This window comes from Providencia sp. PROV119 (genome assembly GCF_028482435.1).
In the GTDB taxonomy this organism is placed as follows: Bacteria; Pseudomonadota; Gammaproteobacteria; order Enterobacterales; family Enterobacteriaceae; genus Providencia; species Providencia stuartii.
In genome coordinates, this window is record NZ_JAMPQL010000002.1 from 206,989 (window position 1) to 228,828 (window position 21,840).

23 protein-coding genes are annotated in these 21,840 nt (G+C 39.7%); 9 read left to right on the forward strand and 14 right to left on the reverse strand.

Translation table 11 applies throughout. From position 1 onward, the window contains the following. Positions 1-9 precede the first annotated feature (9 nt). From PSF11_RS03265 to znuA, 6 genes are all read right to left on the reverse strand, one after another. Entirely contained in the window at positions 10-672 is a 663-nt protein-coding gene (locus PSF11_RS03265) for a fimbrial biogenesis chaperone (RefSeq protein ID WP_004919478.1), read from the reverse strand. Between the two features lie 184 nt (positions 673-856). Further along, a complete protein-coding gene (locus PSF11_RS03270) occupies positions 857-1,387 on the reverse strand; it encodes a fimbrial protein (protein WP_014658296.1) in 531 nt (176 codons plus the stop codon). Between the two features lie 189 nt (positions 1,388-1,576). Beyond that, a complete protein-coding gene (locus PSF11_RS03275) occupies positions 1,577-2,440 on the reverse strand; it encodes a LysR family transcriptional regulator (RefSeq protein ID WP_040133096.1) in 864 nt (287 codons plus the stop codon). Positions 2,441-3,745: 1,305 nt separating this feature from the next. Then, positions 3,746-4,720: a lauroyl-Kdo(2)-lipid IV(A) myristoyltransferase gene (lpxM, locus tag PSF11_RS03280; protein WP_072502241.1), complete on the reverse strand. Its 975-nt coding sequence runs from the start codon at positions 4,718-4,720 to the stop codon at positions 3,746-3,748. Between the two features lie 108 nt (positions 4,721-4,828). Beyond that, the gene (gene mepM, locus PSF11_RS03285; protein WP_154598745.1) at positions 4,829-6,151 is read right to left on the reverse strand and encodes a murein DD-endopeptidase MepM; all 1,323 of its coding nucleotides are present in this window, start codon (positions 6,149-6,151) and stop codon (positions 4,829-4,831) included. Positions 6,152-6,178: 27 nt separating this feature from the next. Next, positions 6,179-7,138: a zinc ABC transporter substrate-binding protein ZnuA gene (gene znuA / locus PSF11_RS03290; RefSeq protein ID WP_004919466.1), complete on the reverse strand. Its 960-nt coding sequence runs from the start codon at positions 7,136-7,138 to the stop codon at positions 6,179-6,181. Positions 7,139-7,214: 76 nt separating this feature from the next. On the opposite strand from znuA, the gene znuC reads away from it, so the two are divergent. The 3 genes from znuC to PSF11_RS03305 all read left to right on the forward strand — a co-directional run bounded on the left by znuC (position 7,215) and on the right by PSF11_RS03305 (position 9,401). After that, positions 7,215-7,982, forward strand: a complete 768-nt coding sequence (gene znuC / locus PSF11_RS03295; protein WP_004919464.1) for a zinc ABC transporter ATP-binding protein ZnuC — start codon at positions 7,215-7,217, stop codon at positions 7,980-7,982. Continuing rightward, complete coding sequence (gene znuB, locus PSF11_RS03300; RefSeq protein WP_014658292.1) at positions 7,975-8,760, forward strand: zinc ABC transporter permease subunit ZnuB; 786 nt, start codon at positions 7,975-7,977, stop codon at positions 8,758-8,760. Before znuC ends, znuB begins: the two co-directional genes overlap by 8 nt. A gap of 167 nt (positions 8,761-8,927) precedes the next feature. Then, complete coding sequence (locus tag PSF11_RS03305; RefSeq protein ID WP_072502240.1) at positions 8,928-9,401, forward strand: hypothetical protein; 474 nt, start codon at positions 8,928-8,930, stop codon at positions 9,399-9,401. Between the two features lie 72 nt (positions 9,402-9,473). On the opposite strand, the gene ruvB is transcribed toward PSF11_RS03305, so the two are convergent. From ruvB to aspS, 6 genes are all read right to left on the reverse strand, one after another. Then, entirely contained in the window at positions 9,474-10,484 is a 1,011-nt protein-coding gene (ruvB, locus tag PSF11_RS03310) for a Holliday junction branch migration DNA helicase RuvB (RefSeq protein ID WP_072502239.1), read from the reverse strand. Between the two features lie 16 nt (positions 10,485-10,500). Further along, positions 10,501-11,118: a Holliday junction branch migration protein RuvA gene (gene ruvA / locus PSF11_RS03315; RefSeq protein ID WP_004919453.1), complete on the reverse strand. Its 618-nt coding sequence runs from the start codon at positions 11,116-11,118 to the stop codon at positions 10,501-10,503. A gap of 72 nt (positions 11,119-11,190) precedes the next feature. Next, positions 11,191-11,712: a crossover junction endodeoxyribonuclease RuvC gene (gene ruvC / locus PSF11_RS03320; protein WP_004919450.1), complete on the reverse strand. Its 522-nt coding sequence runs from the start codon at positions 11,710-11,712 to the stop codon at positions 11,191-11,193. A gap of 331 nt (positions 11,713-12,043) precedes the next feature. Further along, positions 12,044-12,787 (reverse strand): YebC/PmpR family DNA-binding transcriptional regulator, encoded by a 744-nt coding sequence (locus tag PSF11_RS03325; protein ID WP_004919448.1) that lies wholly within the window; start codon positions 12,785-12,787, stop codon positions 12,044-12,046. 30 nt (positions 12,788-12,817) lie between these two features. Further along, positions 12,818-13,249, reverse strand: a complete 432-nt coding sequence (nudB, locus tag PSF11_RS03330) for a dihydroneopterin triphosphate diphosphatase (protein WP_169342169.1) — start codon at positions 13,247-13,249, stop codon at positions 12,818-12,820. A gap of 10 nt (positions 13,250-13,259) precedes the next feature. After that, the gene (gene aspS, locus PSF11_RS03335; RefSeq protein WP_072502238.1) at positions 13,260-15,032 is read right to left on the reverse strand and encodes an aspartate--tRNA ligase; all 1,773 of its coding nucleotides are present in this window, start codon (positions 15,030-15,032) and stop codon (positions 13,260-13,262) included. A 573-nt stretch (positions 15,033-15,605) separates the two neighbouring features. Here aspS and PSF11_RS03340 point away from each other — a divergent pair. The 6 genes from PSF11_RS03340 to PSF11_RS03365 all read left to right on the forward strand — a co-directional run bounded on the left by PSF11_RS03340 (position 15,606) and on the right by PSF11_RS03365 (position 19,909). Next, entirely contained in the window at positions 15,606-15,926 is a 321-nt protein-coding gene (locus PSF11_RS03340) for a DUF4377 domain-containing protein (RefSeq protein ID WP_036940116.1), read from the forward strand. 152 nt (positions 15,927-16,078) lie between these two features. After that, positions 16,079-16,483 (forward strand): NUDIX hydrolase, encoded by a 405-nt coding sequence (locus tag PSF11_RS03345; RefSeq protein WP_004919442.1) that lies wholly within the window; start codon positions 16,079-16,081, stop codon positions 16,481-16,483. A 155-nt stretch (positions 16,484-16,638) separates the two neighbouring features. Then, the gene (locus tag PSF11_RS03350) at positions 16,639-17,037 is read left to right on the forward strand and encodes an MAPEG family protein (RefSeq protein ID WP_072502237.1); all 399 of its coding nucleotides are present in this window, start codon (positions 16,639-16,641) and stop codon (positions 17,035-17,037) included. Positions 17,038-17,169: 132 nt separating this feature from the next. Continuing rightward, positions 17,170-17,925 (forward strand): carboxy-S-adenosyl-L-methionine synthase CmoA, encoded by a 756-nt coding sequence (gene cmoA / locus PSF11_RS03355; RefSeq protein WP_004919440.1) that lies wholly within the window; start codon positions 17,170-17,172, stop codon positions 17,923-17,925. Continuing rightward, complete coding sequence (gene cmoB, locus PSF11_RS03360) at positions 17,922-18,893, forward strand: tRNA 5-methoxyuridine(34)/uridine 5-oxyacetic acid(34) synthase CmoB (protein ID WP_072502236.1); 972 nt, start codon at positions 17,922-17,924, stop codon at positions 18,891-18,893. The genes cmoA and cmoB overlap by 4 nt, the downstream gene beginning before the upstream one ends. 209 nt (positions 18,894-19,102) lie before the next feature. Continuing rightward, positions 19,103-19,909, forward strand: coding sequence for a hypothetical protein (locus PSF11_RS03365; RefSeq protein ID WP_040133094.1), 807 nt, complete (start codon positions 19,103-19,105; stop codon positions 19,907-19,909). Positions 19,910-20,285: 376 nt separating this feature from the next. Here the strand turns inward: PSF11_RS03365 and cutC are convergent, their stop codons facing one another. Beyond that, positions 20,286-21,047 carry a copper homeostasis protein CutC gene (gene cutC, locus PSF11_RS03370; RefSeq protein ID WP_072502235.1) on the reverse strand — a complete coding sequence of 254 codons (762 nt, stop codon included), beginning with the start codon at positions 21,045-21,047 and terminating at the stop codon, positions 20,286-20,288. A 178-nt stretch (positions 21,048-21,225) separates the two neighbouring features. Beyond that, a complete protein-coding gene (locus PSF11_RS03375; protein ID WP_004919436.1) occupies positions 21,226-21,780 on the reverse strand; it encodes a VOC family protein in 555 nt (184 codons plus the stop codon). Positions 21,781-21,840 lie beyond the last annotated feature (60 nt).

Consider the following 21,840-nt stretch of genomic DNA (forward strand, 5'->3'; position numbering starts at 1 on the left):
TTTATACTCTTATTTAGATGTTTTATCAATAATCGCGCCATAGTCATTAATAAATTTAACAACAACTTTTTGATTATTATTTATGCTGTGTTTAACAATGTATTCTTTTGTATGAGGGTAAACGAGATCACCGCCTTGGATGTTTTTCCCGTCTACCAATATATCCCTAACTGATAAATGATAGGGAGTATCGTTATTAATAATAATACCGTCAGGTTTTTTGATAATTTCAACTTTATTAAAGTCAAATGGAACAATATCTTTTGATCTTAAAAATAGTTTAAACTGAGAGTTGATAACAATCTGTAATTGATTTTCAATTTTAACGTCTTTAGGTGGTATTGATTTTACATTAAGCAAATATAATTTTTCTTGGTTTGAACCAATAGGTTCACCTACATAAGAAATACGTGCAGCAGCATTACTATCTGGCTCGATGCGAAATAATGGTGGCGTTGCAATAAATGGTGTTTTTCCTTCACCTTCAAATGGACTTACCCAAGTTTGAATAAGGAATGGCTTTTCTTTATCACTATTAAAAATAGGGATATCAATTTCACGTTTATTTTCTTGATAGATAAAACGAGTTCCTCCCACACTGACACCCGCCGCAGAAGCAAAATGAGAAATAGAAAATAAAAGAAAAACTGCTGAAAAAATTATTTTTTTCATAATTCGGCCATTTTATTTATTAAAAATGAGAGGGTAACAGCGTTACCCTCTATACACACTATATTCAAATTGCCTCATGATTGACGTGCACCATCCCCTCCAAGAGGCATTAAATAACGATGCTTCTTAGAATATGTAGGTCTGTCTTTTAGATGCAACTCAAATTATTTAGGGTATATATTTATTATTGATATTGAATGCTATAAACAGCCGTACCATCTGCCTTACCAGCAGTTGCAGCACCTGTTGCTTTATAGCGAGCTACGTAATTCAATTCTACTGAATCACCTGCTGCATTTTTAAATTCAACTAATTTTGAATCTTCAAATAGTTTAATTTGTGTTGTCGCATCCTTTTCAAATAAAGCAATACCTACTTTGGTTGCGTGACCCCCAGCTTGTGCTATTTGTAAAATATCGCGGTCATCGTTATCACGAGAGCCACCAAATCTTACTGCCACTTTAGCATTTTCAGGGCAATCGATGAGTTTAATAGTAAAATCTTTTAAACCAGCAATTTGCCCTGCTGCTGCTAAACTTTTCACTGACACTTTACCAAGGTCAACCGTTAAGTTTTGAGAGCTACTATCTACTGCACAAGCTGAATCAGTTATTTCACCAGTAAAGTCAATTGTTCCTGAAGCAAAAACAGCTGGAGCGGTTGTTACAGCTAAAGCCACCCCTAAAGCAGTTAGGGATTTTTTTAGAATACTCATATCGATTCCTATAATTAGATATTCTGATGTTAATTGCCACAGCACTAATAAATATTTACTCAGTGCATGAGTGCAAGCGAAATATAGCATCACAATTTAATTTAGTTAATATCTTGTTACATTGAATTTTTTGTTATTATATCGAAACACTTAATGTTTATTTTTGATTACTCATTTAATGATTAACGTTTATTTAATCTCAGTTAACTCTAAATGGTTTATAAATTCACCTAAAACATCTTGCACCAATGAATTTTTATTCACATACATATAAAAATCATAGTAAATATTTTTATTGGCAATTTTTAGCTGTTTTAGTGAATGATTATTCAACTGGTTTTTTATTAGATTTTTAGGCAACCATGTATAGCCCGTTCCATTTTCGACAAGTTTAATAACTGTTTCTAGTGATGCAGCGCTGATAGTTTGTGCACTTTTAACGGTATCTTCCAATGAAGGATCAAGAACAACTTTTGTATATTTAGATAGATAATCCAATAAGTTAGATTCTTCAATACTCTGTAATATATGGTCAGGTGAAGTCACAATAACAGATTCAACCGTTTCTAAAAAAATAGGATTTAAAGTCTCAACATGCTGATCTGTAATCAAAATATCATAATCTTTTAAAGCAAACACATCTGATTTAGATATGTTTTGTTTGATTATATCAATGTCATAATCTTTATGCCTTTTAATAAAATTAGCCACTTTATCTAAAAGATTATCTGTGTGATAAAGCGTGTCTATCACGAGTTTAATCTTTATATTGCATTTACTATTCAGTAATTTAGCTTTTGTTTCCAATAATATCGCTTTATTCGTTAACTCCCGAGATAACGCTAATAACATTTCACCTTTCGGTGTTAAAACAGCGCGTCTTTTTTCTAATGAAAAGATTTCAATTTCTAGTGTTTGTTCAAGTTTGCTGATTGTATAACTAATAGCGGATTGAGTCCGATGTAATACTTCAGCGGCTTGTGCAAATCCCCCGCAATCTACAACAGCTTGCAAGGTAATCCATTGGTCCAATGTCGTTCTAGTTTTTTCCATAGCGTCTCCAAATAGAGTTTTGGACTCAATTTTTATTATTTAATAAAAATATAGCAACATATTTCATCACCGTTAATAGGTATATGCACTTACAGATCATTTTGTCATCATTAGTTAAATATTATTTAAGTCTGTATGTTTTTTAGTACAAATTTCATCTTAGTTAAAAAGAATCTCTTTTTTGAGCTTTATTAATTTAAACTTACTCTTATTTCTTCCATCATTTAATCATCAGTAAAAATAAAATATACAATAAATTTATTGCCATTTATTGTATATTTAAAACATAAAAACTATTCGTTAATATAGCGTTTTGTCTTAGCGTTAAATCATTAAAAAAATCCCAGCGTAATTTAAATTAATTAATTATTTTATTAATAAATATTTGGTACGATGTTTAACTTTAAATTAAATTATGATTTAACATTTAATGTTCTCGTCAAATGCTTGCAAATTTATGGCTCGTTAAACACCTATTGAGAGTAAAGAAAATCAGGATATTAATCTAATAATTTTTTGTTATTGATTAGCAAATGTGGGGTTCTAGGGGGGAATGGCAGACAATATGACCTTTTTAATTAATACTTATTTCATCAAAATTTTATCAAACTAGTGCTCTATTAGATTAATCTTATTACTGTTCCAATAAGTTAACGGTTAACTATAGTGAGCTTATGAAAAAGAGAAAAAACTTATATCTCCATTATCATTCATCAATACACACGACTCTTTAGTTACAAAGAAAAATAACGCAAATGTATGAGCATCTCAATGCAACCTTCCACCTCTGATTGCCTATTTTTACTCTGACAAATACGCTCTATCAACTAAACTCACATTATCTGCATTACAACAATTTATATCATTTCATAAAAATAACCTTTTACGTGTATTTCATTTACCATATAATTGATATTAACTATTGATAAGGATTTTTGACCTTTCCGCTCGATAAAAGGCTTCGTTTTATGCAGTTAAGCAGTTATAACCTTACAAAAAATAAGTTATAAATAAACCCCAGAAATATATAATTCACTTATTTATCATGGTGTTATAAAACATTTGATATAAGGCAAATCGATAAAATAGCGATCATAAATAAAGTATAAAAGAGAAAAATAAATATCTTTTTTTCTATTCACTTCTCAATTAACTAAATTATTATCATAATTAGCCAATCAATAAAAGATTGGTAATTCTTAGGTAAGGAATTCCCCAAATATAAAAAAAGCACCTCTAACATAACAATTCAGTCGAGGTGCTATTCATAGAAAATATAATTATTTAAGTGAATTGAGCGTAAAACTATCGATATAGATCATCACGTTGATAGGGTTCAATTTCATCCCCCTTCCGTGTTTTCAATAACTTAAGTATCCAAGTATATTGTTCAGGATTTGGACCGACGAGATATTCCAGCTCTTCATTCATCCTTCTTGCAATATATTCATCATCCTGCCCATCAATATCATCCATAGGCTCACGGATATAAATATGCAGTTGATGAGTACGATGATCATACACCGGAAACAGAGGCACAATTTTCGCTTTACATACCTTCATTAGGCGGCCCACAGCGGGCAATGTTGCTTTATAAGTCGCAAAAAAATCGACAAATTCACTATGCTCTTCGCCGTGATCTTGGTCGGGAAGATAAAACCCCCAATATCCCTGCCGTACAGAAGCAATGAAAGGTTTAATTCCTGCTTCTCGAGAGTGTAAGCGACCACCAAAGTGGTAACGTGCTTTATTCCATAAATAATCTGCTACTGGGTTTTTTTGGTGGTGAAACATTGCCGCCATTTTATAGCCTTTTGCAGCAAGTAACATGGCTGGAGCATCTACAGCCCACCCATGTGGCACCATAAAAATAACATTACTGCCTTGTTGCTTTAAATTATCAATAATCTCTTGGTTATGCCAATGTGTTCTTGCTAATGTTTTATCAGCGCCACGAATACATAACTCTGCAAGCATCACAAACGATTGAGGTGCAGTTTCAAACATTCTATCCACTAATTGATTCCTTTCCTGCTCGGTAAGCTCAGGGAAGCAATATAATAGATTTATCTTTGCGCGGCGCCTTGCGCTTTTTGCCAATTTTCCTACCCATTTCCCCACTTTTGCCAGCATGGGGTCACGAATTTTAACAGGAATATAGGCTAAAGCGGCAAAAACGCCAGCCCCAGCCCAAACTCCCCAGTATTTAGGATGTAAATAGGATTTATGAAAGGTTGGCACATAGCCTAATTTACTGTCGGTATCTTTATCTTTATTCATAATGTACCTAAAAGAACTGTTCGCGCTCTTTTATAGCTTAAAATGATAATAAGTGAAAGCGTTACAAAGAAAGCTGGCAGATACACTGTACCTGCCAGTAATGAAGAGTTAATTGAGTTTTAACTGTGGTTTAGTTTCTTTAACCATGGCTAAGTACTCTTTACGTTCTTTACCAGTTAAACCACCTGAACTCGGTAATTTCGCTGTCAATGGGTTAACCGCTTGTTGGTTGACCCACATTTCAAAATGCAGATGTGGTCCTGTTGAGCGCCCTGTATTACCAGAAAGTGCAATACGATCACCCCGTTTAACTTTTTGCCCTGGCTTCACCAGTAATTGGCGTAAATGCATGTAGCGCGTGGTGTACTGACGCCCATGACGAATCGCGATAAAGTTCCCCGCGGCTCCGCTATATTTCGACACAATCACTTCACCATCACCTACTGCAAGCACTGGGGTACCCACTGGCATTGCAAAATCCACCCCTTTATGCGGTGCTACACGCCCTGTTACTGGGTTAACTCGACGTGGGTTAAACTGTGATGATACTCGGAACTGCTTGGCTGTTGGGAAACGCAGGAAACCTCTTTCTAAACCATTACCTTCGCTATCGTAATATTTACCATCTTCAGCACGGAAAGCATAATAGTCCTTCCCACCACTACGTAGACGAACACCGATCAACTGGCTTTGTTCACTACGTCCATTAAGCATTTCACGGCTCATTAACACGGTGAACTTATCGCCTTTTTTCAGTTTACGGAAATCAATTTGCCATTGAAGTGCTTTTATCACTTCACGGCCTTCACTACGTGTTAAACCTGCTTGGCTGGCACTTTGCGCAAAACTGCCGTTTACCACCCCCGCAAGGACGCTATTTGTCCATTCACCTGAACGGATCTCTTTCTTTTCTTCAAATTTATTTGTGCTACCAACACGGGTGTACACACGGGTCTCACGACGAGAAACTTCCCATGTTAAAGTGTCGAGCTCCCCCTGATCGGTCAGGCTCCAGTTTAGCGTTTGACCAATTTTTAGATTACGCAACGCTTTATGTTGATTAGCTAACGTCGCCACATCACCTGATTCAATACCGAATTGAGTCAGTATGCTAGTGAGGTTGTCGCCGCTTGCAACAACATATTCATGGGGGATTGGCGCACCATCCGTTTCACCGTCAGTGCTATCAGCGACGCCTTCATCAGGAAGTTGCTCGCTACTATCTTGAATAATATCATCAGTTGCATCAGTCAAAGGTACAAATGCAAGAGGAATAACGGTATCGACTGAACCTTCAGTATCTGTGTTAGTTGATGGTAAATGCGCTGGCCGCCAAATCGCGACGGCCAATGTTGCTACTGTTAATGTTCCTAACATTATTTTGTGAGACTTGGACAGGCTACCGTAAACCTGCGCAAGCCCTTTAGCCATTTGCTGCACTAAACAATTCCTTCTTGTTTAATTCAGGCAGCTCGCGTATTGCTTAGACAGTTGCGTTAAAAACTGCATATAGCTATCTGGTCCTATTTCCAGCCCGCTACCTAGCGGGTCGAGAGTTCCCATTTTGACTCCCGTATTTTTTGCTACGCTCTCTATGACGGCTGGCCTGAATTGGGGTTCAGCAAAAACACATTGTGCTTTATGCTCAACCAATTGAGTTCGTATTTTATGTAATTTCTGTGCACCAGGCTGAATTTCCGGGTTTATCGTAAAATGCCCCAAAGGAGCCAACCGATAGTGTTTTTCAAAGTAGCCGTAGGCATCGTGAAAAACAAAATAGCCCTTGTTTTTGGCTGGTTCTAAAATATTAACAATTTTCTTATCGTTTTGCGTCATTTTTTCATTGAATTTACGAAGGTTTACGTCCAGCTTATCTTTTTGGTCAGGATAAAGCACTACTAAACGATCGTGGATGTCTAACGCAGCCTGTTTTGCAATCTCGGGCGACAGCCAAATATGCATATTATACTCACCGTGGTGGTGATGTTCGTGATCCTCATCATGATTAGCTTCATCACCCTGTTCATGGTCATGCGCCTCTTCCTCATCCCCTTTCATCAGCAAGGGAATAATATTTGCTTGTTCTGCCAGCGCCAGACGTTTATCCTGTGGTAACGTCTTGAGTGGCTTATCTAAAAACATCTCCATATCGGGGCCTACCCAAACAAAAAGATCTGCCTGTTTAATTTTCCTCAAATCAGAAGGTTTAAGCGCATAATCATGGGGTGATGCACCATCTGGCAGCAAGACCTGAGTATCAGTCACACCATCAGCGATACCCGCGGCAATAAAGGCAAGTGGGCGAATAGAGGTCACAACATCCGCCTTTGCCGCAGTGACCAACGTTGTGCTAAGGACAGATGCCGCAACGGCGCCTAAAATAAATTGTCGGGCATTGAATTGAGATTTATGTATCATAGACGTCTTTTTCCGTGATTTTAATTTTGAAATGTTATAATATAACACAAAATGAATTCTGCAAGATGTTTTTCACATGCAACCATTACTGAATTTAAATAAAATTTCCGTTTCTTTTGGCGAGAAACAGGTGCTCAAAGACGTCAGCTTTACCTTAAATAAAGGCGATATTGTCACTTTGTTAGGCCCTAATGGCGCGGGCAAATCGACAATTGTTCGGGTCGTGCTAGGACTGTTAGCGCCGACTACAGGTATCATTGAGCGAGCCGCTTCACTGTCTATTGGCTATGTTCCACAAAAATTACATTTAGACGCCACCTTACCATTAACCGTAAAGCGTTTTTTAATGCTAAAACCTGCTGTTCGTTCAGACCAACTGTTACCTGCTCTTGAACGTGTTAAAGCCGCCCATTTATTGACACAGCCAATGCAGAAACTGTCTGGTGGCGAAACACAGCGTGTGTTATTAGCACGAGCTTTATTGAATAAGCCCGACCTTTTGGTTCTGGATGAACCCGCTCAAGGGGTTGATGTGAATGGGCAAGTCGCACTTTATGACTTAATTAACCAATTACGCACAGAGCTTGGTTGTGCCGTACTTATGGTGTCTCACGACCTGCATTTAGTCATGGCGAAAACGGATAAAGTATTATGTATTAATGGGCATATTTGCTGTTCAGGTACACCCGATGTTGTATCGAACCACCCTGAGTTTGTTGCGATGTTTGGCTATCGTGGTGCATCACAACTCGGCGTTTATCGCCACCATCATAACCATCAACATGATTTAGAAGGTAACGTTGTGGCTCCTCATATTCATAATAAGGAGTGCCGTCATGATTGAGTTACTGTTACCCGGTTGGATTGCGGGGATGTTATTGGCGATTGCTGCCGGCCCGTTAGGATCCTTTGTGGTATGGCGTCGCATGTCTTATTTTGGGGATACCCTTGCACACGCTTCTTTATTAGGTGTGGCATTTGGCCTATTGCTGAATATCAACCCATTCTATGCCGTAATTGCTGTCACTTTGCTGCTGTCTTTGATTTTAGTGTGGTTAGAACGACGCCCTCAGCTGGCTGTTGACACCTTATTAGGCATTATGGCTCACAGCGCCTTATCCCTCGGCCTCGTCGTTGTCAGCTTAATGGCCAATGTGCGTGTTGACCTAATGGCATACTTATTCGGGGATCTCCTTTCGGTTAATTACGAGGATATTATCACTATCTTTATTGGTGTGATTGTAGTCTGCGGCTTACTTTGCTGGCGCTGGCGGGCGCTGCTTTCCATGACGGTTAACCAAGAGCTCGCTTTTGTTGATGGTGTCAATATTCAACGCCTACGTCTGCTACTGATGTTAGTCACTGCATTGACCATTGGGATCGCAATGAAATTTGTCGGCGCGCTAATTATTACATCTTTACTAATTATCCCTGCCGCCACAGCACGCCGTTTCGCTAAAACACCAGAGCAAATGGCACTGATCGCGATTTTAATTGGTATGTTATCGGTGACAGGAGGTCTCACATTCTCCGCGTTTTACGATACGCCAGCCGGCCCTTCAGTGGTCTTAACCGCTGCAATCTTGTTTGCCTTTAGCTTATTAGTCAAAACGAAAAATTAATACCGACTGAGGCTTTTCTCTTACCGCTCAATAGGTGATACCCCATTGAGCGGTTTTATTTTATATCAACTTCACACTTTTGCTATTTTCAGTCTTAACCATCTCGTTAATTAAAATAAAAAATAAATACTTAATACTCTAATAATATTAAGTATCAAGGTATCGAAATGAATAAAACATTACTTGGGATGGTTATAATTGGGGTATCTGCAACACCAGTGATGGCCGCAGAATTTACCTGCCAACTGGAGAATAAAAAGTATGTTAGCGTGATAGTCGACGCGGGGAAAACACCACAATATCGATACGGAACTTTGGCTAAGCCAGAGATAACCTTACCGCTTAATGAAAAAGGAGCGAGAAATATTTTTGTTGGGCAAGGACATTTTATTGCTGGTGAATCTCTATATATTCGTTTTCAAAATGGCCCATACAGCTATTTGTTGTATCAAGGCGAGGGCCGCGGCTGGGCATTTAAGGGATTAGCTGTTTATAAAAATAACAAGTTAGTCAATAAGAAAGAGTGCCAAAATTGGAATTCATTTGATTTATACGACATTTTAAATTATCAGATTCGTACAGATCCAGCATTAGAATTATATGATTCCCCTTACTCATTTGATCCTAATTCAAATGAGTAAATGATCGTGTAGCATCATATTCCCCCTTTATTTTTCCTATCCGTAAAGGGGGAAATTTCTGACATTAAGCACTTAAACTTCTTTCGGAGTTAAACCAAAGTGTAGATAAGCGTGAGTTGTTGCCATCCGACCACGAGGAGTGCGCTGGATAAAACCTTGTTGGATCAAAAATGGCTCTAAAACATCTTCGATGGTTTCTCGCTCTTCACCAATAGCCGCTGCAAGGTTATCAACCCCCACAGGTCCACCCATAAATTTATCAATAATGGCGACTAACAGTTTCCGGTCAAGGTAATCAAAACCCGCGGCATCGACGTTCAACATATCGAGTGCTTGGCTAGCAATTAGCTCATTGATGCTGCCATCACCTTTGACTTGTGCGAAATCACGTACACGGCGTAATAAACGGTTAGTAATACGCGGTGTACCTCGCGAGCGCATGGCGACTTGTCTAGCCCCTTCTTCACTAATTTCTACACCCATAAACTGAGCGCTACGTTTCACAATGTATTGCAAATCATCGACATTATAGAATTCAAGGCGCTGCACAATACCAAAACGATCACGTAATGGTGAAGTTAAAGAGCCAGCCCGTGTTGTTGCCCCAATTAAAGTAAAAGGCGGTAAATCAATTTTGATCGAGCGCGCTGCTGGCCCTTCCCCTATCATAATATCAAGTTGATAATCTTCCATTGCGGGATACAAGATCTCTTCAACAACGGGAGATAAGCGGTGGATTTCATCAATAAATAACACATCATGCGGCTCTAAGTTGGTGAGCATCGCCGCTAAATCCCCCGCTTTCTCGAGTACTGGGCCGGAGGTCGTCCGTAAATTTACCCCCATTTCATTCGCGACTATCCCTGCAAGCGTGGTTTTACCTAAACCTGGGGGGCCAAAAATTAATAGATGATCAAGAGCATCACCTCGTAACTTAGCCGCCTGAATAAAGATTTCCATCTGCTCTTTAACTTGTGGCTGCCCGATATACTCATTGAGTAATTTAGGGCGGATCGCGCGATCAATCGCTTCTTCCTCATCATGGATCACTTCAGCAGAAATTAGGCGATCAGCTTCAATCATCGTTATTTTCTCTCAATCAAAGTGCTGCACGTAATGCATCACGGATCAATGACTCACAATCACTGTCTGGCTTAGCCACTTTGCTGACCATACGACTGGCTTCTTGTGGTTTATAACCTAAAGCGACCAGTGCGGTTGCCGCCTCCGCTTCAATATCAGCGCGGCTTGATACTTTGACATTGACATCCGGCAGCTTAATATCACTGTGTTGGTTAAACAGATCACCATTGAGGCCTTTAAAGCGGTCTTTCATTTCAACGACCAAGCGTTCAGCCGTTTTTTTACCAATTCCCGGTAATTTAACCAATGATGAAATCGCTTCTTGTTCGATAGCAGAAACAAACTGTTGAGCCGACATCCCTGATAATATCGCTAAAGCCAGTTTAGGCCCAACACCATTCACTTTAATCAGCTCTTTGAATAGTGCACGCTCTTGTTTGTCATTAAAACCATACAATAATTGCGCATCTTCACGCACCACAAAATGGGTAAATACAATGGCTTCTTGACCGATTTCGGGTAATTCATAAAAGCAGGTCATTGGCATATGGACTTCATAGCCAACACCTTGCAATTCTAACAAAACAATGGGGGGTTGTTTTTCTAATACAATACCGCGTAAACGACCTATCACCTTGAAGCCCTCAGTTTATTTTATTGATAACGCTGTTTATACCATAAAAAAGGCTGGACGTATATCCAGTCACTATCTTAATCGCCCACGCGTTAACACTAAGCGAGGATCGCCAACACGAAGCAAATTCTGATTAAAATGACAATGCGTTATGGCAATCGCTAAGGCATCCGCTGCATCTGATTGAGGATTAGCAGAAAGTTTAAGTATCGATTTAACCATATGCTGTACTTGGCTTTTTTCCGCGGCCCCTGTACCGACAACGGTTTGCTTCACTTGCCGCGCAGCATATTCAAACACAGGAATATTTTGATTAACACCTGCTACAATCGCTACACCACGAGCTTGGCCCAATTTCAAGGCTGAGTCGGCGTTTTTTGCCATAAACACTTGTTCAATTGCTAATACATCGGGTTGGTATTGAGTGATAATTTCCGAGACTCCCGCATAAATACGTTGCAGGCGGCTTGGTAAATCATCAACCTGAGTACGAATACAACCACTTCCTAAATAAAAAAGTTGCCTGCCTTGTTGGCGGATAACACCATAGCCCGTTACACGTGAACCGGGGTCTATACCTAAAATAATCGCCATATCAAAGCCTATTAATATCCATTATTACTTTTAATATCATCTTATCTGTATCTTTCCGCGGCGACAATACTCATGCCGTCCCTTAATAATCGTATTGATAAGCGACTATGACTAGCGAGTCTCTCTAAGCTGAGATAAAAAAGCACAGAAATAGCCTATTTCCCAATATCATTAGGCCCAAAAAAACAGACAGGAAAGACAAAATGCACAAAAGCGCTAGATGGCAAACCAGTAAGCCACGCAGAGTAGATAAAGGAGCAGCTATTATTAGAGATGCGTTAGAGAAAACAGGCTGAATTCAGCCCGCTTTCTCTACGCGAGTGATAGCTGATTACAGTTGTGCTGCTACTTCGTCAGAGATATCACCGTTATGATAAACTTCCTGCACGTCGTCAGAATCTTCCAACATATCGATTAGGCGCAGTAATTTAGGTGCTGTTTCAACATCCAGCTCTGCTTTAGTTGATGGGATCATCGAAACTTCGGCCGCTTCGCTAGTAAAGCCAGCTGCATCCAGAGCATCTTTCACTTCACCAAAAGTTTCTGGTGTGGTGTAAACGTCGATAGCGCCATCGTCATAAGTTTCAACATCTTCAGCGCCCGCTTCTAATGCAGCTTCCATCAAGGCATCTTCATCAACGCCCGGTGCATAAGTGATAACGCCACGCTTAGTAAATAAGTAGGAAACTGAACCATCTGTTCCGAGGTTACCGCCTGTTTTGGTGAAAGCATGACGCACTTCAGAAACGGTACGATTACGGTTATCACTCAAACATTCAACCATCACCGCTGTGCCGCCTGGGCCATAGCCTTCATAAATGATAGTTTCCATATTATCGTTTTCATCATTCCCAACACCACGCGCAATTGCGCGGTTTAAAGTATCACGGGTCATGTTGTTCGATAATGCTTTATCCACAGCAGCACGCAAACGCGGGTTAGTAGCAGGATCACCGCCCCCTAAACGCGCCGCTGTCACCAGCTCACGGATAATTTTAGTAAAAATCTTACCGCGCTTAGCATCTTGTGCCGCTTTACGGTGTTTGGTGTTGGCCCATTTACTATGACCTGCCATGAAATATCTCCAAAAACGTCAATAAAATAATTAAATAGCAAATTCTAAAATAGCTTGACGGTTACTCCAAGATTTCGTTAATTCCGCCGCTTTCTGCGGTGGAACCCAACAAAACTCAGTATGCTCCGTCAAAAGTGGTACTTGTTCAACACGCAGTACCATTTTAAACCAGTGCTCTTTGCAATGTGTTACACCGGGAGCATAACGATGCCTGAAATGCGCAAAAATTTCAAAAGTGACTTCACGCGCCAAGTCATACAGTTGCCCCTCTTGGGGGAGGAAGCCCGTTTCTTCACGGACTTCCCGCATTGCGGTTTCAAACGCACCTTCATGATCTTCTAAGCTACCCGTTACGGATTGCCAAAAATCAGGATCATCTTTGCGCCGTAGCATAAGCACATTACCGCTGCTTTCAGCGGTAATGATCACTAACACCGACTCTGGGCGTTTAAAACTATTCATGTCGAATAAATTAGTCTTCAGCGTTTTTTGCATCAACTGAAATAGCTAATTCTGTTAGTGCATCTGGATTCGCTTGGCTTGGTGCACTAGTTAGTAAACACGCCGCAGCCGTTGTTTTAGGGAATGCAATAACATCACGAATATTATCAGTTCCCGTTAATAGCATGACTAAACGGTCGAGACCAAACGCCAAACCGGCATGTGGCGGTGTACCGTATTTTAATGCATCTAGCAAGAAGCCAAATTTCTCACGTTGTTCGTGTTCATTAATACCTAGAATATTAAACACGGTTTGTTGCATTTCGCTACGATGGATACGCACAGAGCCACCACCGACTTCATAGCCATTGATGACCATATCATAGGCATTAGCAACAGCTTCTTCTGGGTTTTTGGCCAGATCTTCCGGTGAATAGTCACGTGGTGAAGTGAATGGGTGGTGCATTGCACTTAGGCCACCTTCGCCATCCTCTTCAAACATTGGGAAATCAATCACCCAAAGTGGCTTCCAGCTATTTAAGTCTGTCAGTTCAAAATCACGACCTACTTTCAGTCGCAATGCCCCCATTGAATCGGTCACAACATTTTTTGCTCCTGCACCAAACAGCAGAATGTCACCGTCAGCGGCCTCTGTTCTTTCAAGAAGTTGGTTAATAACGTCTTCATTTAAGAACTTAGCGACAGGGCTTTGAATACCTTCTAAACCTTTTGCACGTTCGTTTACTTTCATCCATGCTAGCCCTTTGGCACCATAGATGCTAACAAATTGACCATACTCATCAATCTGTTTACGAGTCATGACAGCACCGTTAGGCACTTTCAATGCCACAACACGGCCTTTTGGATCGTTCGCTGGCCCTGAAAAAACGGCAAACTCGACATTTTTAACGATATCAGCTAAATCCACTAATTCCATTGGGTTACGTAGGTCAGGTTTATCTGAACCGTAGCGACGCATTGCCTCTGCGAAGGTCATTATTGGGAAGTCACCGAGATCAACACCTTTAACGTCCAACCATAATTGGCGGATCATGCGTTCCATGATTTCACGTACTTGTTCTGCCGTCATAAATGACGTTTCGACGTCGATCTGGGTAAATTCAGGCTGACGGTCTGCACGCAAGTCTTCATCACGGAAACATTTAACGATTTGATAATAGCGGTCAAAGCCAGACATCATCAGCAATTGTTTAAACAATTGTGGTGACTGTGGCAACGCATAAAATTTACCTTTATGCACACGGCTTGGCACTAAGTAGTCACGAGCACCTTCTGGCGTTGCCTTGGTCAGCATTGGCGTTTCGACATCGATAAAGCCTTCTTTATCCATAAAGTTACGGACGAAGCTGGTAATTTTTGCGCGAGTGCGTAAGCGCTCTGACATTTCAGGGCGACGTAGGTCAAGATAGCGGTATTTTAAGCGGCGCTCTTCCGTATTAGATTGGTTGCTATCTAACGGCAGTGGCTCTGATTTATTAAAAACGTTGAGATCTTCAGCAAAGATTTCAATTTCCCCCGTCGCCATGTCTTTATTTTTTTGGTTATCTGGGCGAGCGCGGACAGTTCCTGTAATTTGTATACAGAATTCATTACGCAATTCCGAAGCTTTTTCAAAGAGGTCTTTGCGCTCAGGGTCGAAAAATACTTGCACGACACCTTCTCGGTCACGCATATCGATAAAAATCAAACCACCCAAATCACGACGGCGGTTTACCCATCCACAAAGAGTGACCTTTTGGCCTTCATGAGCAATGTTTAACTGCCCACAATAGTTAGTACGCATACAATATCCTTTTTTACTCAGCTTGTTGTGCATTTTACTTGCTGCGGAAATTTGGCATTTTGCTGAACATTCAGAATGTCAAAAAGGCAGACATTATACAGGAAATTCTGTTGCACAAACAGTTACGTATTAGCGGACACAGCTAATATTTTTGTTTTTAATCATCTTTTAATCGATTAAAAGTTAATCGAAACACGTAACGATGACTGTACATGGCTATAAACAGAATTTATGACTGTTGGTGATTTTAAGTGACTCCGCGAGTTATGTACATATTGCAAGGCGGGTTTATTTAATTGCGTTATTCTGTTTCATGACCGCAACATAGACAATGGTGTTTGCGTTATCCATTATCCTTACGCGCTCGAAACAAAATGATGCTTAATTTTCAAACAAAATAGATAATAGGGTTATTCTAGCTCATCACTGCACGACGATGAATGTGATAACAAACAAAAACCTATTTAACTGCATACGAGCAAAATAATTGTTCAATTTGAATTGATTTAAGAATAATTACCTGCTGTTATTTATTATAATCATACTTATTTGAACTGCATATAAGGCCATCCGATGAAAAAAAGTCTCTTCGTTTCTTCTCTATTTCTACTGCTTGTAGGCTGCCAAACCGTGAAACCTGCTGATAACACAAAAACTTTTTATATTGATTCAACATTGGCTGATTGCGTTGGTGTTGCCCCCATGAAATGTATGAAAGTCAAACAAGACCCAAATGCCGAGTGGGAATTTTTTTATGGCAATATCCAAGGGTTTGAATATGAACCAGGCTACCAATACACTTTGAAAGTCAAACAATTTGACGTTGCTAATCCGCCTGCTGATGCCCCAAATGTCAGATATGAGTTAGTTGAAATTATTAATAAAGCCAAATAATTCATATAAAATTTTATATTACCCATTAGTGGACCATGATTCTGTCTACTAATGGGGAACCATACAAAACCCATTGTTTTCATTATATTTGAGTAATATTATTAACATCACATCATAGTGGCCCCAACACTTAAAACAAAGAGTTAAAGGCAATGGACAATAAAATTATCGATAAGTTAGGCTTAATTACACTTGTTGACCGCAAAGTAGCAATGGTTCGTTCTCATAATAAGACACTCTTCTATATTCCGGGCGGAAAGCGCGAACCTAACGAAAGTGATGAACAAGCCTTATGTCGAGAAATTGAAGAAGAGTTAACCTTAACCTTACATAAAGATTCTCTTCAATTTTATGATGAATTTATTGGCGCTGCTGATGGTAAGCAAGATGGAACTCAGGTACGTATTCGTTGCTATTTTGCGCATTATAATGGTACCCCTCGCCCTGCCGCAGAAATTGCGGAGCTTGCTTGGTTTGATAGCCATGACCTAGCAAAATGTTCAGCCACTGCCGCGATCATTATGGCGAAATTACAACAAGATGGCCTAATTAATTAAGTTAATCACCAACAGATTACGTTGTTGTGGAGCCTTAATTTAAGGGTAAACTAATTAGACATTATACTATTAGTAAATTTTACTAATATCTATTAATATAGTGAATAGTTTTAATCAATCAGTGAATCAATTTGGTTAAGCAATGGAGTGAATAAATGGTCAGCTCTCTGTATGCTGTACTGGGCGCTTTGTTACTACTTAAACTATCGTTGAATGTTGTGAAGCTCAGAAATCAATATCGAGTATCTTATGGTGATGGGGGTTTCTATGAGCTACAAACAGCGATTCGCGCTCATGGTAACGCTATAGAGTACATCCCCATTGCTTTGATATTATTGCTTTTTATGGAGATGAACGGCGCGCAGGTTTGGATGATCCACTTATGTGGCTTAGTTTTAATCGCAGGGCGTATGCTCCACTCTTATGGCCTGAAAAATCATGATATCTCTTATCGTCGCTCAGGCATGGCGGCAACCTATATTGCCATGACATTGATGGTTATCGCCAATATCTATTACCTACCTTGGATCCAAATTTTTTCCTTCAATCTTTAATTTTTATTATCAACGCGGCACTTTATTTAAGTGTCGTAAAACTTTTATTGCTGTTTTGACTGATTGATTTTCAGGTTACGCGCCTTTTCTGCTACAATCCGCAACTACTTTTGTTTTACATACACAGATCTTATGTCAAGTCAGGAATCCAACAATAAAGACAGCCTCTTTAGCGCTCCGATTGCCAACTTAGGTGATTGGCAATTCGATGAAAAAGTTGCCGAAGTCTTTCCCGATATGATCCAGCGCTCGGTGCCGGGTTATTCAAACATTATCACGATGATTGGGATGCTAGCTGGGCGCTTTGTCACCGAAAACAGCCGTGTCTATGATCTTGGTTGCTCATTGGGAGCAGCAACGCTGTCAATTCGCCGCAATATTACCGCGCAACATTGCCAAATCATTGCTGTCGATAATTCACCTGCAATGGTTGAACGTTGCCGTCGTCATATTGACGCTTACAAAGCCGCAACGCCCGTCGAGGTTATCGAAGGTGATATTCGCGATATCCCTATTGAAAATGCATCGATGGTGGTACTCAATTTTACGTTGCAGTTCCTTAATCCTAATGACCGCCAACAGCTATTAACTAAAATTTATCAAGGCCTCAAACCCGGCGGTATCCTTGTGCTGTCAGAAAAATTCAATTTTGAAGACAAAGAGATTGGTGAATTGTTATTCAATATGCATCATGATTTTAAACGTGCAAATGGTTATAGCGAATTAGAAATCAGCCAGAAACGCAGCATGTTAGAAAATGTTATGCTGACCGACTCTGTTGAAACGCATAAGTTACGTTTAAAACAAGCCGGCTTTACGCATTGTGAAGTATGGTTCCAATGCTTTAACTTTGGCTCCTTATTAGCACTTAAAGAGGCACAGTTATGATTGATTTCGGGCGCTTTTATCAGCAAATTGCAACAGGCCCTTTAAGTCATTGGCTTGAAACATTACCCGCTCAACTTAGCGAGTGGAAAAACTCGCAATTACACGGTGGATTCAAATCATGGGAAAAAATGTTAGAAAATTTACCCATCATGACCCCCACCCAACTCGATTTAAAAAATAGCGTAACTGCGATACGTGACCCTGAATTATCCGCAGGGGAAACTCGCCGTCTTAATAGTATTCTTGAGCAATTAAAACCCTGGCGTAAAGGCCCTTTCTCTCTATACGGTATCAATATCGATACGGAATGGCGCTCTGATTGGAAATGGGATCGGGTTTTACCTCACATCTCCCCTTTAAAGGATAAAATGATCCTTGATGTGGGTTGTGGTAGTGGTTACCACATGTGGCGCATGTTAGGCGAAGGCGCCTCATTTGTCGTCGGGATTGATCCTACACAACTGTTTCTTTGCCAATTTGAAGCGGTTAGGAAATTACTGGGCGATGACCAACGCGCTCATTTATTACCATTAGGCATCGAACAGCTCCCCGCACTTAATGCCTTTGATAGCGTATTTTCAATGGGAGTGCTCTATCATCGTCGTTCTCCTCTTGACCACTTATGGCAGCTAAAAAATCAATTAGTCAGTGAAGGCGAACTAATTTTAGAAAGCTTGGTTGTTGAAGGGGATGAGTTCCAGTGCTTAGTACCCGGTGACCGTTATGCACAAATGCGTAACGTTTACTTTATTCCATCGGCTAAAATGCTTAAAGTTTGGTTAGAAAAATGTGGTTTTGTTGATGTGCGGATCGTTGACCAAGCCATCACCACAGTTGAAGAGCAGCGCCGTACTGAGTGGATGAAAACGGATTCATTAGCAGAATTTCTAGACCCTAATGACTCAACAAAAACCATCGAAGGTTACCCTGCTCCATTACGCGCTATCCTCGTTGCACGTAAACCCTAAAATCATCGAATAAGGGTGACTTGTTTCACTCTTATTCTTTTCTCAATTTATTCTCCGTATTTTTAAATCTGTAGTTGCCCAAATAGTAATAATACATTTATCAAACCCTGCAAACATTTTATCTCTCAATATTTATTGATATAATATACTTATACAAAAATTAAATAGCGGTTAGCCTTTATTAATGACAGACTCATTTGGATACGATCATGAAACTGCCCCATTTTTTTATTTTCCCTCTCTCTTTTCTCTTATTCGCTTGCTCTCCCCCAGAAAATAAAATTCATACTGCAATAAAAAAAGAGATTGCCACACATTATCCTGATCCTGACTCAATACAATATAAAGATATTGTTGTTCATAGGAATGCCGATGAAGCCATCGTTTGTGGTGAGTTTAATGCAAAGAATAATCAAAATGAATTTATGGGGTTTAGGCCATTTATTAGTGAAGTCTATATCGGTGACGATATCGTAATTAACTCTGTTCGTGTTGGCAATCGCATCCGTAAAGACAGCTTTCCTGCCTTAGTTTGTGAGCACGGCGGTTATGAGGGTGGTATTAAAGCGCAGAACCTTCAAAATAAAGCGTTTATAGATAATATGAATGGATTAGCTCAAATCGAAAACTATATTAACGATTCATCAGTCGGTAATCGAGTGAGAGCTCATCTCATTAATAGAGCAAAAGAGATTTACGACAATGAATTAAGCCCTGAAACACTCAAGGTCGTTGACTCAACAGAAGGACGTTTGGTTACTGTTGTTGCCTATAAAAAAGGTGATGATGTCTATTTTGCTTCCATACTGAATCAAAAGATCTATGAGTTAGAGCCTATAAAAAATTCCGTCGTAAAATATATCCATGGGGCTGAAAAAGATAAGAACCTCGTTGTATTAGGAAATTATACGACTGAGGATAACGGTGGAAAACCCTCAAAGCTGCTACCATTGGCAATTGAGATCCTAGAAAATGGTGTTTCTTATGCAAACGCTGTTTTTCCAGCCAAATCCTAGTTCAAGGTAATTTTATTGGGCACGTTATTATCTTATTTTCTATAACGGCCCAATCAATTTACGTGTATTTATGGATAAAGAAGATTATCTTATACGCGGTTTCTTATGCCTTATTACCTCGAGAAAAACAGCATATAACTGTTCTCTTTAAAGCGCGAAACTATTCCCCTTTTTAATATCTTATCGATATTGCCTTATCATTTAATTCTTATTTAGCATGATCTCTAAAATGACTTTGAATACTGTTTTATGGGTAAAAGGCTATATTGAACGATTTATTACTTACTATCTCTTTTCTGTATTGATTACATGACCCAAAATAAAAAGAGAGATAAAACTCTCCCTTTTTATTAATTATTATTGAATAATTTCGTTTTTATGCTGAAATCTTTTCAGTGATCGAAATAAAATCTTTCATCGCTTCAACGGTTGGCCCATCAACGCAGTAATGAGTAAATTCATCATTTTCACTGTTTGATGCCATCGTCACCCCTGCTTTACGATAACTCATACTTGACGGAACTGATTTCCCCGCCGAACTGTGTAATTCTACCAGCCCTATTTCCATAAACTTACTTAAATTAGCCAGCCTAACCCCTGCACCAGCCATAATCACTGGGCCGTTAATTTCAATACTTTTTTCGTTTAACTCTTTAAGTAACGGTAACCCCAACTCTGCATTCTGCTGCTGCCCCGATGTAAGAATACGAGCAACCCCTAAACTTTTTAGTTGTTCAAAGGCTAATAAGGGATTCACGCACATATCAAATGCGCGGTGAAACGTGATATTCATTCCCGTTGCTATTTCCATCAATGTCGCCATGCGGTCGATATCGATACGCCCTTCGGTATCGAGGATTCCGATAACTGCCCCTGGGAAGCCCATCTCTTTCACCATCCGCAGATCTTCACAGATTACTTCAAATTCATTCGTGTTATAGCAAAAATCGCCTCCGCGCGGACGAATAATAGGATGAACGGGGATATGAAGTTTTTCGCTTGCTAATTTTAGATAGCCATAACTTGGTGTCAGGCCGCCATCTGCTGCACCGGAGCATAATTCAATACGATCAGCGCCGTATTCTTGTGCAACTTGTGCACATTCGATACCGAAACAGCAAATTTCCAATTTTGCCATGACCACCTCCAAAACGTAGGATTAAAGCGTTGCTTTAACATCTAATTAATAACTTAAAGGAACTTGTTAATCGTTAACATTCGATTAATGATGCCACTAATTTTTGAACGTTACCGGATTAACATCACACCATTAACAGTTTTTTACGAATTGTTCGTAATAACGTTAATTGCATCACTTATTTTTCGCTTTCAATAATCTGTTTCAGCGCGTAAGGGTGATATTTCAAAGTAATTATCCCATTTGTCACTGCTAATGTCGGATTAGGCAATCTTTCTAACTGCCCTTTCGGTTGACTCATTTTCAAGCTGTAGCCTTCTGGAAGCGGATGTGGCAGTAATGCCAATGCACTCTGCTCTAGCTGTTCTGGGGCAACATTAATGACCATCTCAACGTGCTCCCATGTCTCTTGTGGGTACATTTTTCCTTTTGGAAAAGGCAATTCGACCACATAAACCTGTTGAGATGCGATTATTAATGGTTTGTTCAATTCGAATAAACAGATCGGACGCCCGTTAATTTCATTTTCAGACAGTAACTGACCGCATTGGTGGAGGCCTTTCCGCCAGCGCTCTGCTGTTTCATTATGATGACAACGGACAGAAACATGGTCTATCAGGTGATCGTTTAAGGATAAAGCTAATACTTTAGCCATTTGCGTTAATTTTTGCTCAAACTCAGGCAACGTGTTCCATAGATCTTGCAGTTCAGGCACATTGGCAAATTCAGTCATTCAACACACTCTTTTCTAAACACCGTTTATCTCTTCGCATTCGCGATATACTCTCAATTT

Excerpts from the sequence above, each read along its gene's own strand:
- PSF11_RS03270 (WP_014658296.1), bottom strand. The coding sequence starts at position 1,387 with ATGAGTATTCTAAAAAAATCCCTAACTGCTTTAGGGGTGGCTTTAGCT.
- nudB (WP_169342169.1), bottom strand. The coding sequence starts at position 13,249 with ATGAATAGTTTTAAACGCCCAGAGTCGGTGTTAGTGATCATTACCGCT.
- cmoA (WP_004919440.1), top strand. The coding sequence starts at position 17,170 with ATGTCAAGTCAGGAATCCAACAATAAAGACAGCCTCTTTAGCGCTCCG.
- PSF11_RS03325 (WP_004919448.1), bottom strand. The coding sequence starts at position 12,787 with ATGGCAGGTCATAGTAAATGGGCCAACACCAAACACCGTAAAGCGGCA.
- PSF11_RS03375 (WP_004919436.1), bottom strand. The coding sequence starts at position 21,780 with ATGACTGAATTTGCCAATGTGCCTGAACTGCAAGATCTATGGAACACG.
- PSF11_RS03305 (WP_072502240.1), top strand. The coding sequence starts at position 8,928 with ATGAATAAAACATTACTTGGGATGGTTATAATTGGGGTATCTGCAACA.
- ruvB (WP_072502239.1), bottom strand. The coding sequence starts at position 10,484 with ATGATTGAAGCTGATCGCCTAATTTCTGCTGAAGTGATCCATGATGAG.
- PSF11_RS03350 (WP_072502237.1), top strand. The coding sequence starts at position 16,639 with ATGGTCAGCTCTCTGTATGCTGTACTGGGCGCTTTGTTACTACTTAAA.
- PSF11_RS03340 (WP_036940116.1), top strand. The coding sequence starts at position 15,606 with ATGAAAAAAAGTCTCTTCGTTTCTTCTCTATTTCTACTGCTTGTAGGC.
- PSF11_RS03265 (WP_004919478.1), bottom strand. The coding sequence starts at position 672 with ATGAAAAAAATAATTTTTTCAGCAGTTTTTCTTTTATTTTCTATTTCT.
- PSF11_RS03365 (WP_040133094.1), top strand. The coding sequence starts at position 19,103 with ATGAAACTGCCCCATTTTTTTATTTTCCCTCTCTCTTTTCTCTTATTC.
- znuC (WP_004919464.1), top strand. The coding sequence starts at position 7,215 with ATGCAACCATTACTGAATTTAAATAAAATTTCCGTTTCTTTTGGCGAG.
- lpxM (WP_072502241.1), bottom strand. The coding sequence starts at position 4,720 with ATGAATAAAGATAAAGATACCGACAGTAAATTAGGCTATGTGCCAACC.
- znuB (WP_014658292.1), top strand. The coding sequence starts at position 7,975 with ATGATTGAGTTACTGTTACCCGGTTGGATTGCGGGGATGTTATTGGCG.
- PSF11_RS03275 (WP_040133096.1), bottom strand. The coding sequence starts at position 2,440 with ATGGAAAAAACTAGAACGACATTGGACCAATGGATTACCTTGCAAGCT.
- PSF11_RS03345 (WP_004919442.1), top strand. The coding sequence starts at position 16,079 with ATGGACAATAAAATTATCGATAAGTTAGGCTTAATTACACTTGTTGAC.
- znuA (WP_004919466.1), bottom strand. The coding sequence starts at position 7,138 with ATGATACATAAATCTCAATTCAATGCCCGACAATTTATTTTAGGCGCC.
- aspS (WP_072502238.1), bottom strand. The coding sequence starts at position 15,032 with ATGCGTACTAACTATTGTGGGCAGTTAAACATTGCTCATGAAGGCCAA.
- cutC (WP_072502235.1), bottom strand. The coding sequence starts at position 21,047 with ATGGCAAAATTGGAAATTTGCTGTTTCGGTATCGAATGTGCACAAGTT.
- mepM (WP_154598745.1), bottom strand. The coding sequence starts at position 6,151 with ATGGCTAAAGGGCTTGCGCAGGTTTACGGTAGCCTGTCCAAGTCTCAC.
- cmoB (WP_072502236.1), top strand. The coding sequence starts at position 17,922 with ATGATTGATTTCGGGCGCTTTTATCAGCAAATTGCAACAGGCCCTTTA.
- ruvC (WP_004919450.1), bottom strand. The coding sequence starts at position 11,712 with ATGGCGATTATTTTAGGTATAGACCCCGGTTCACGTGTAACGGGCTAT.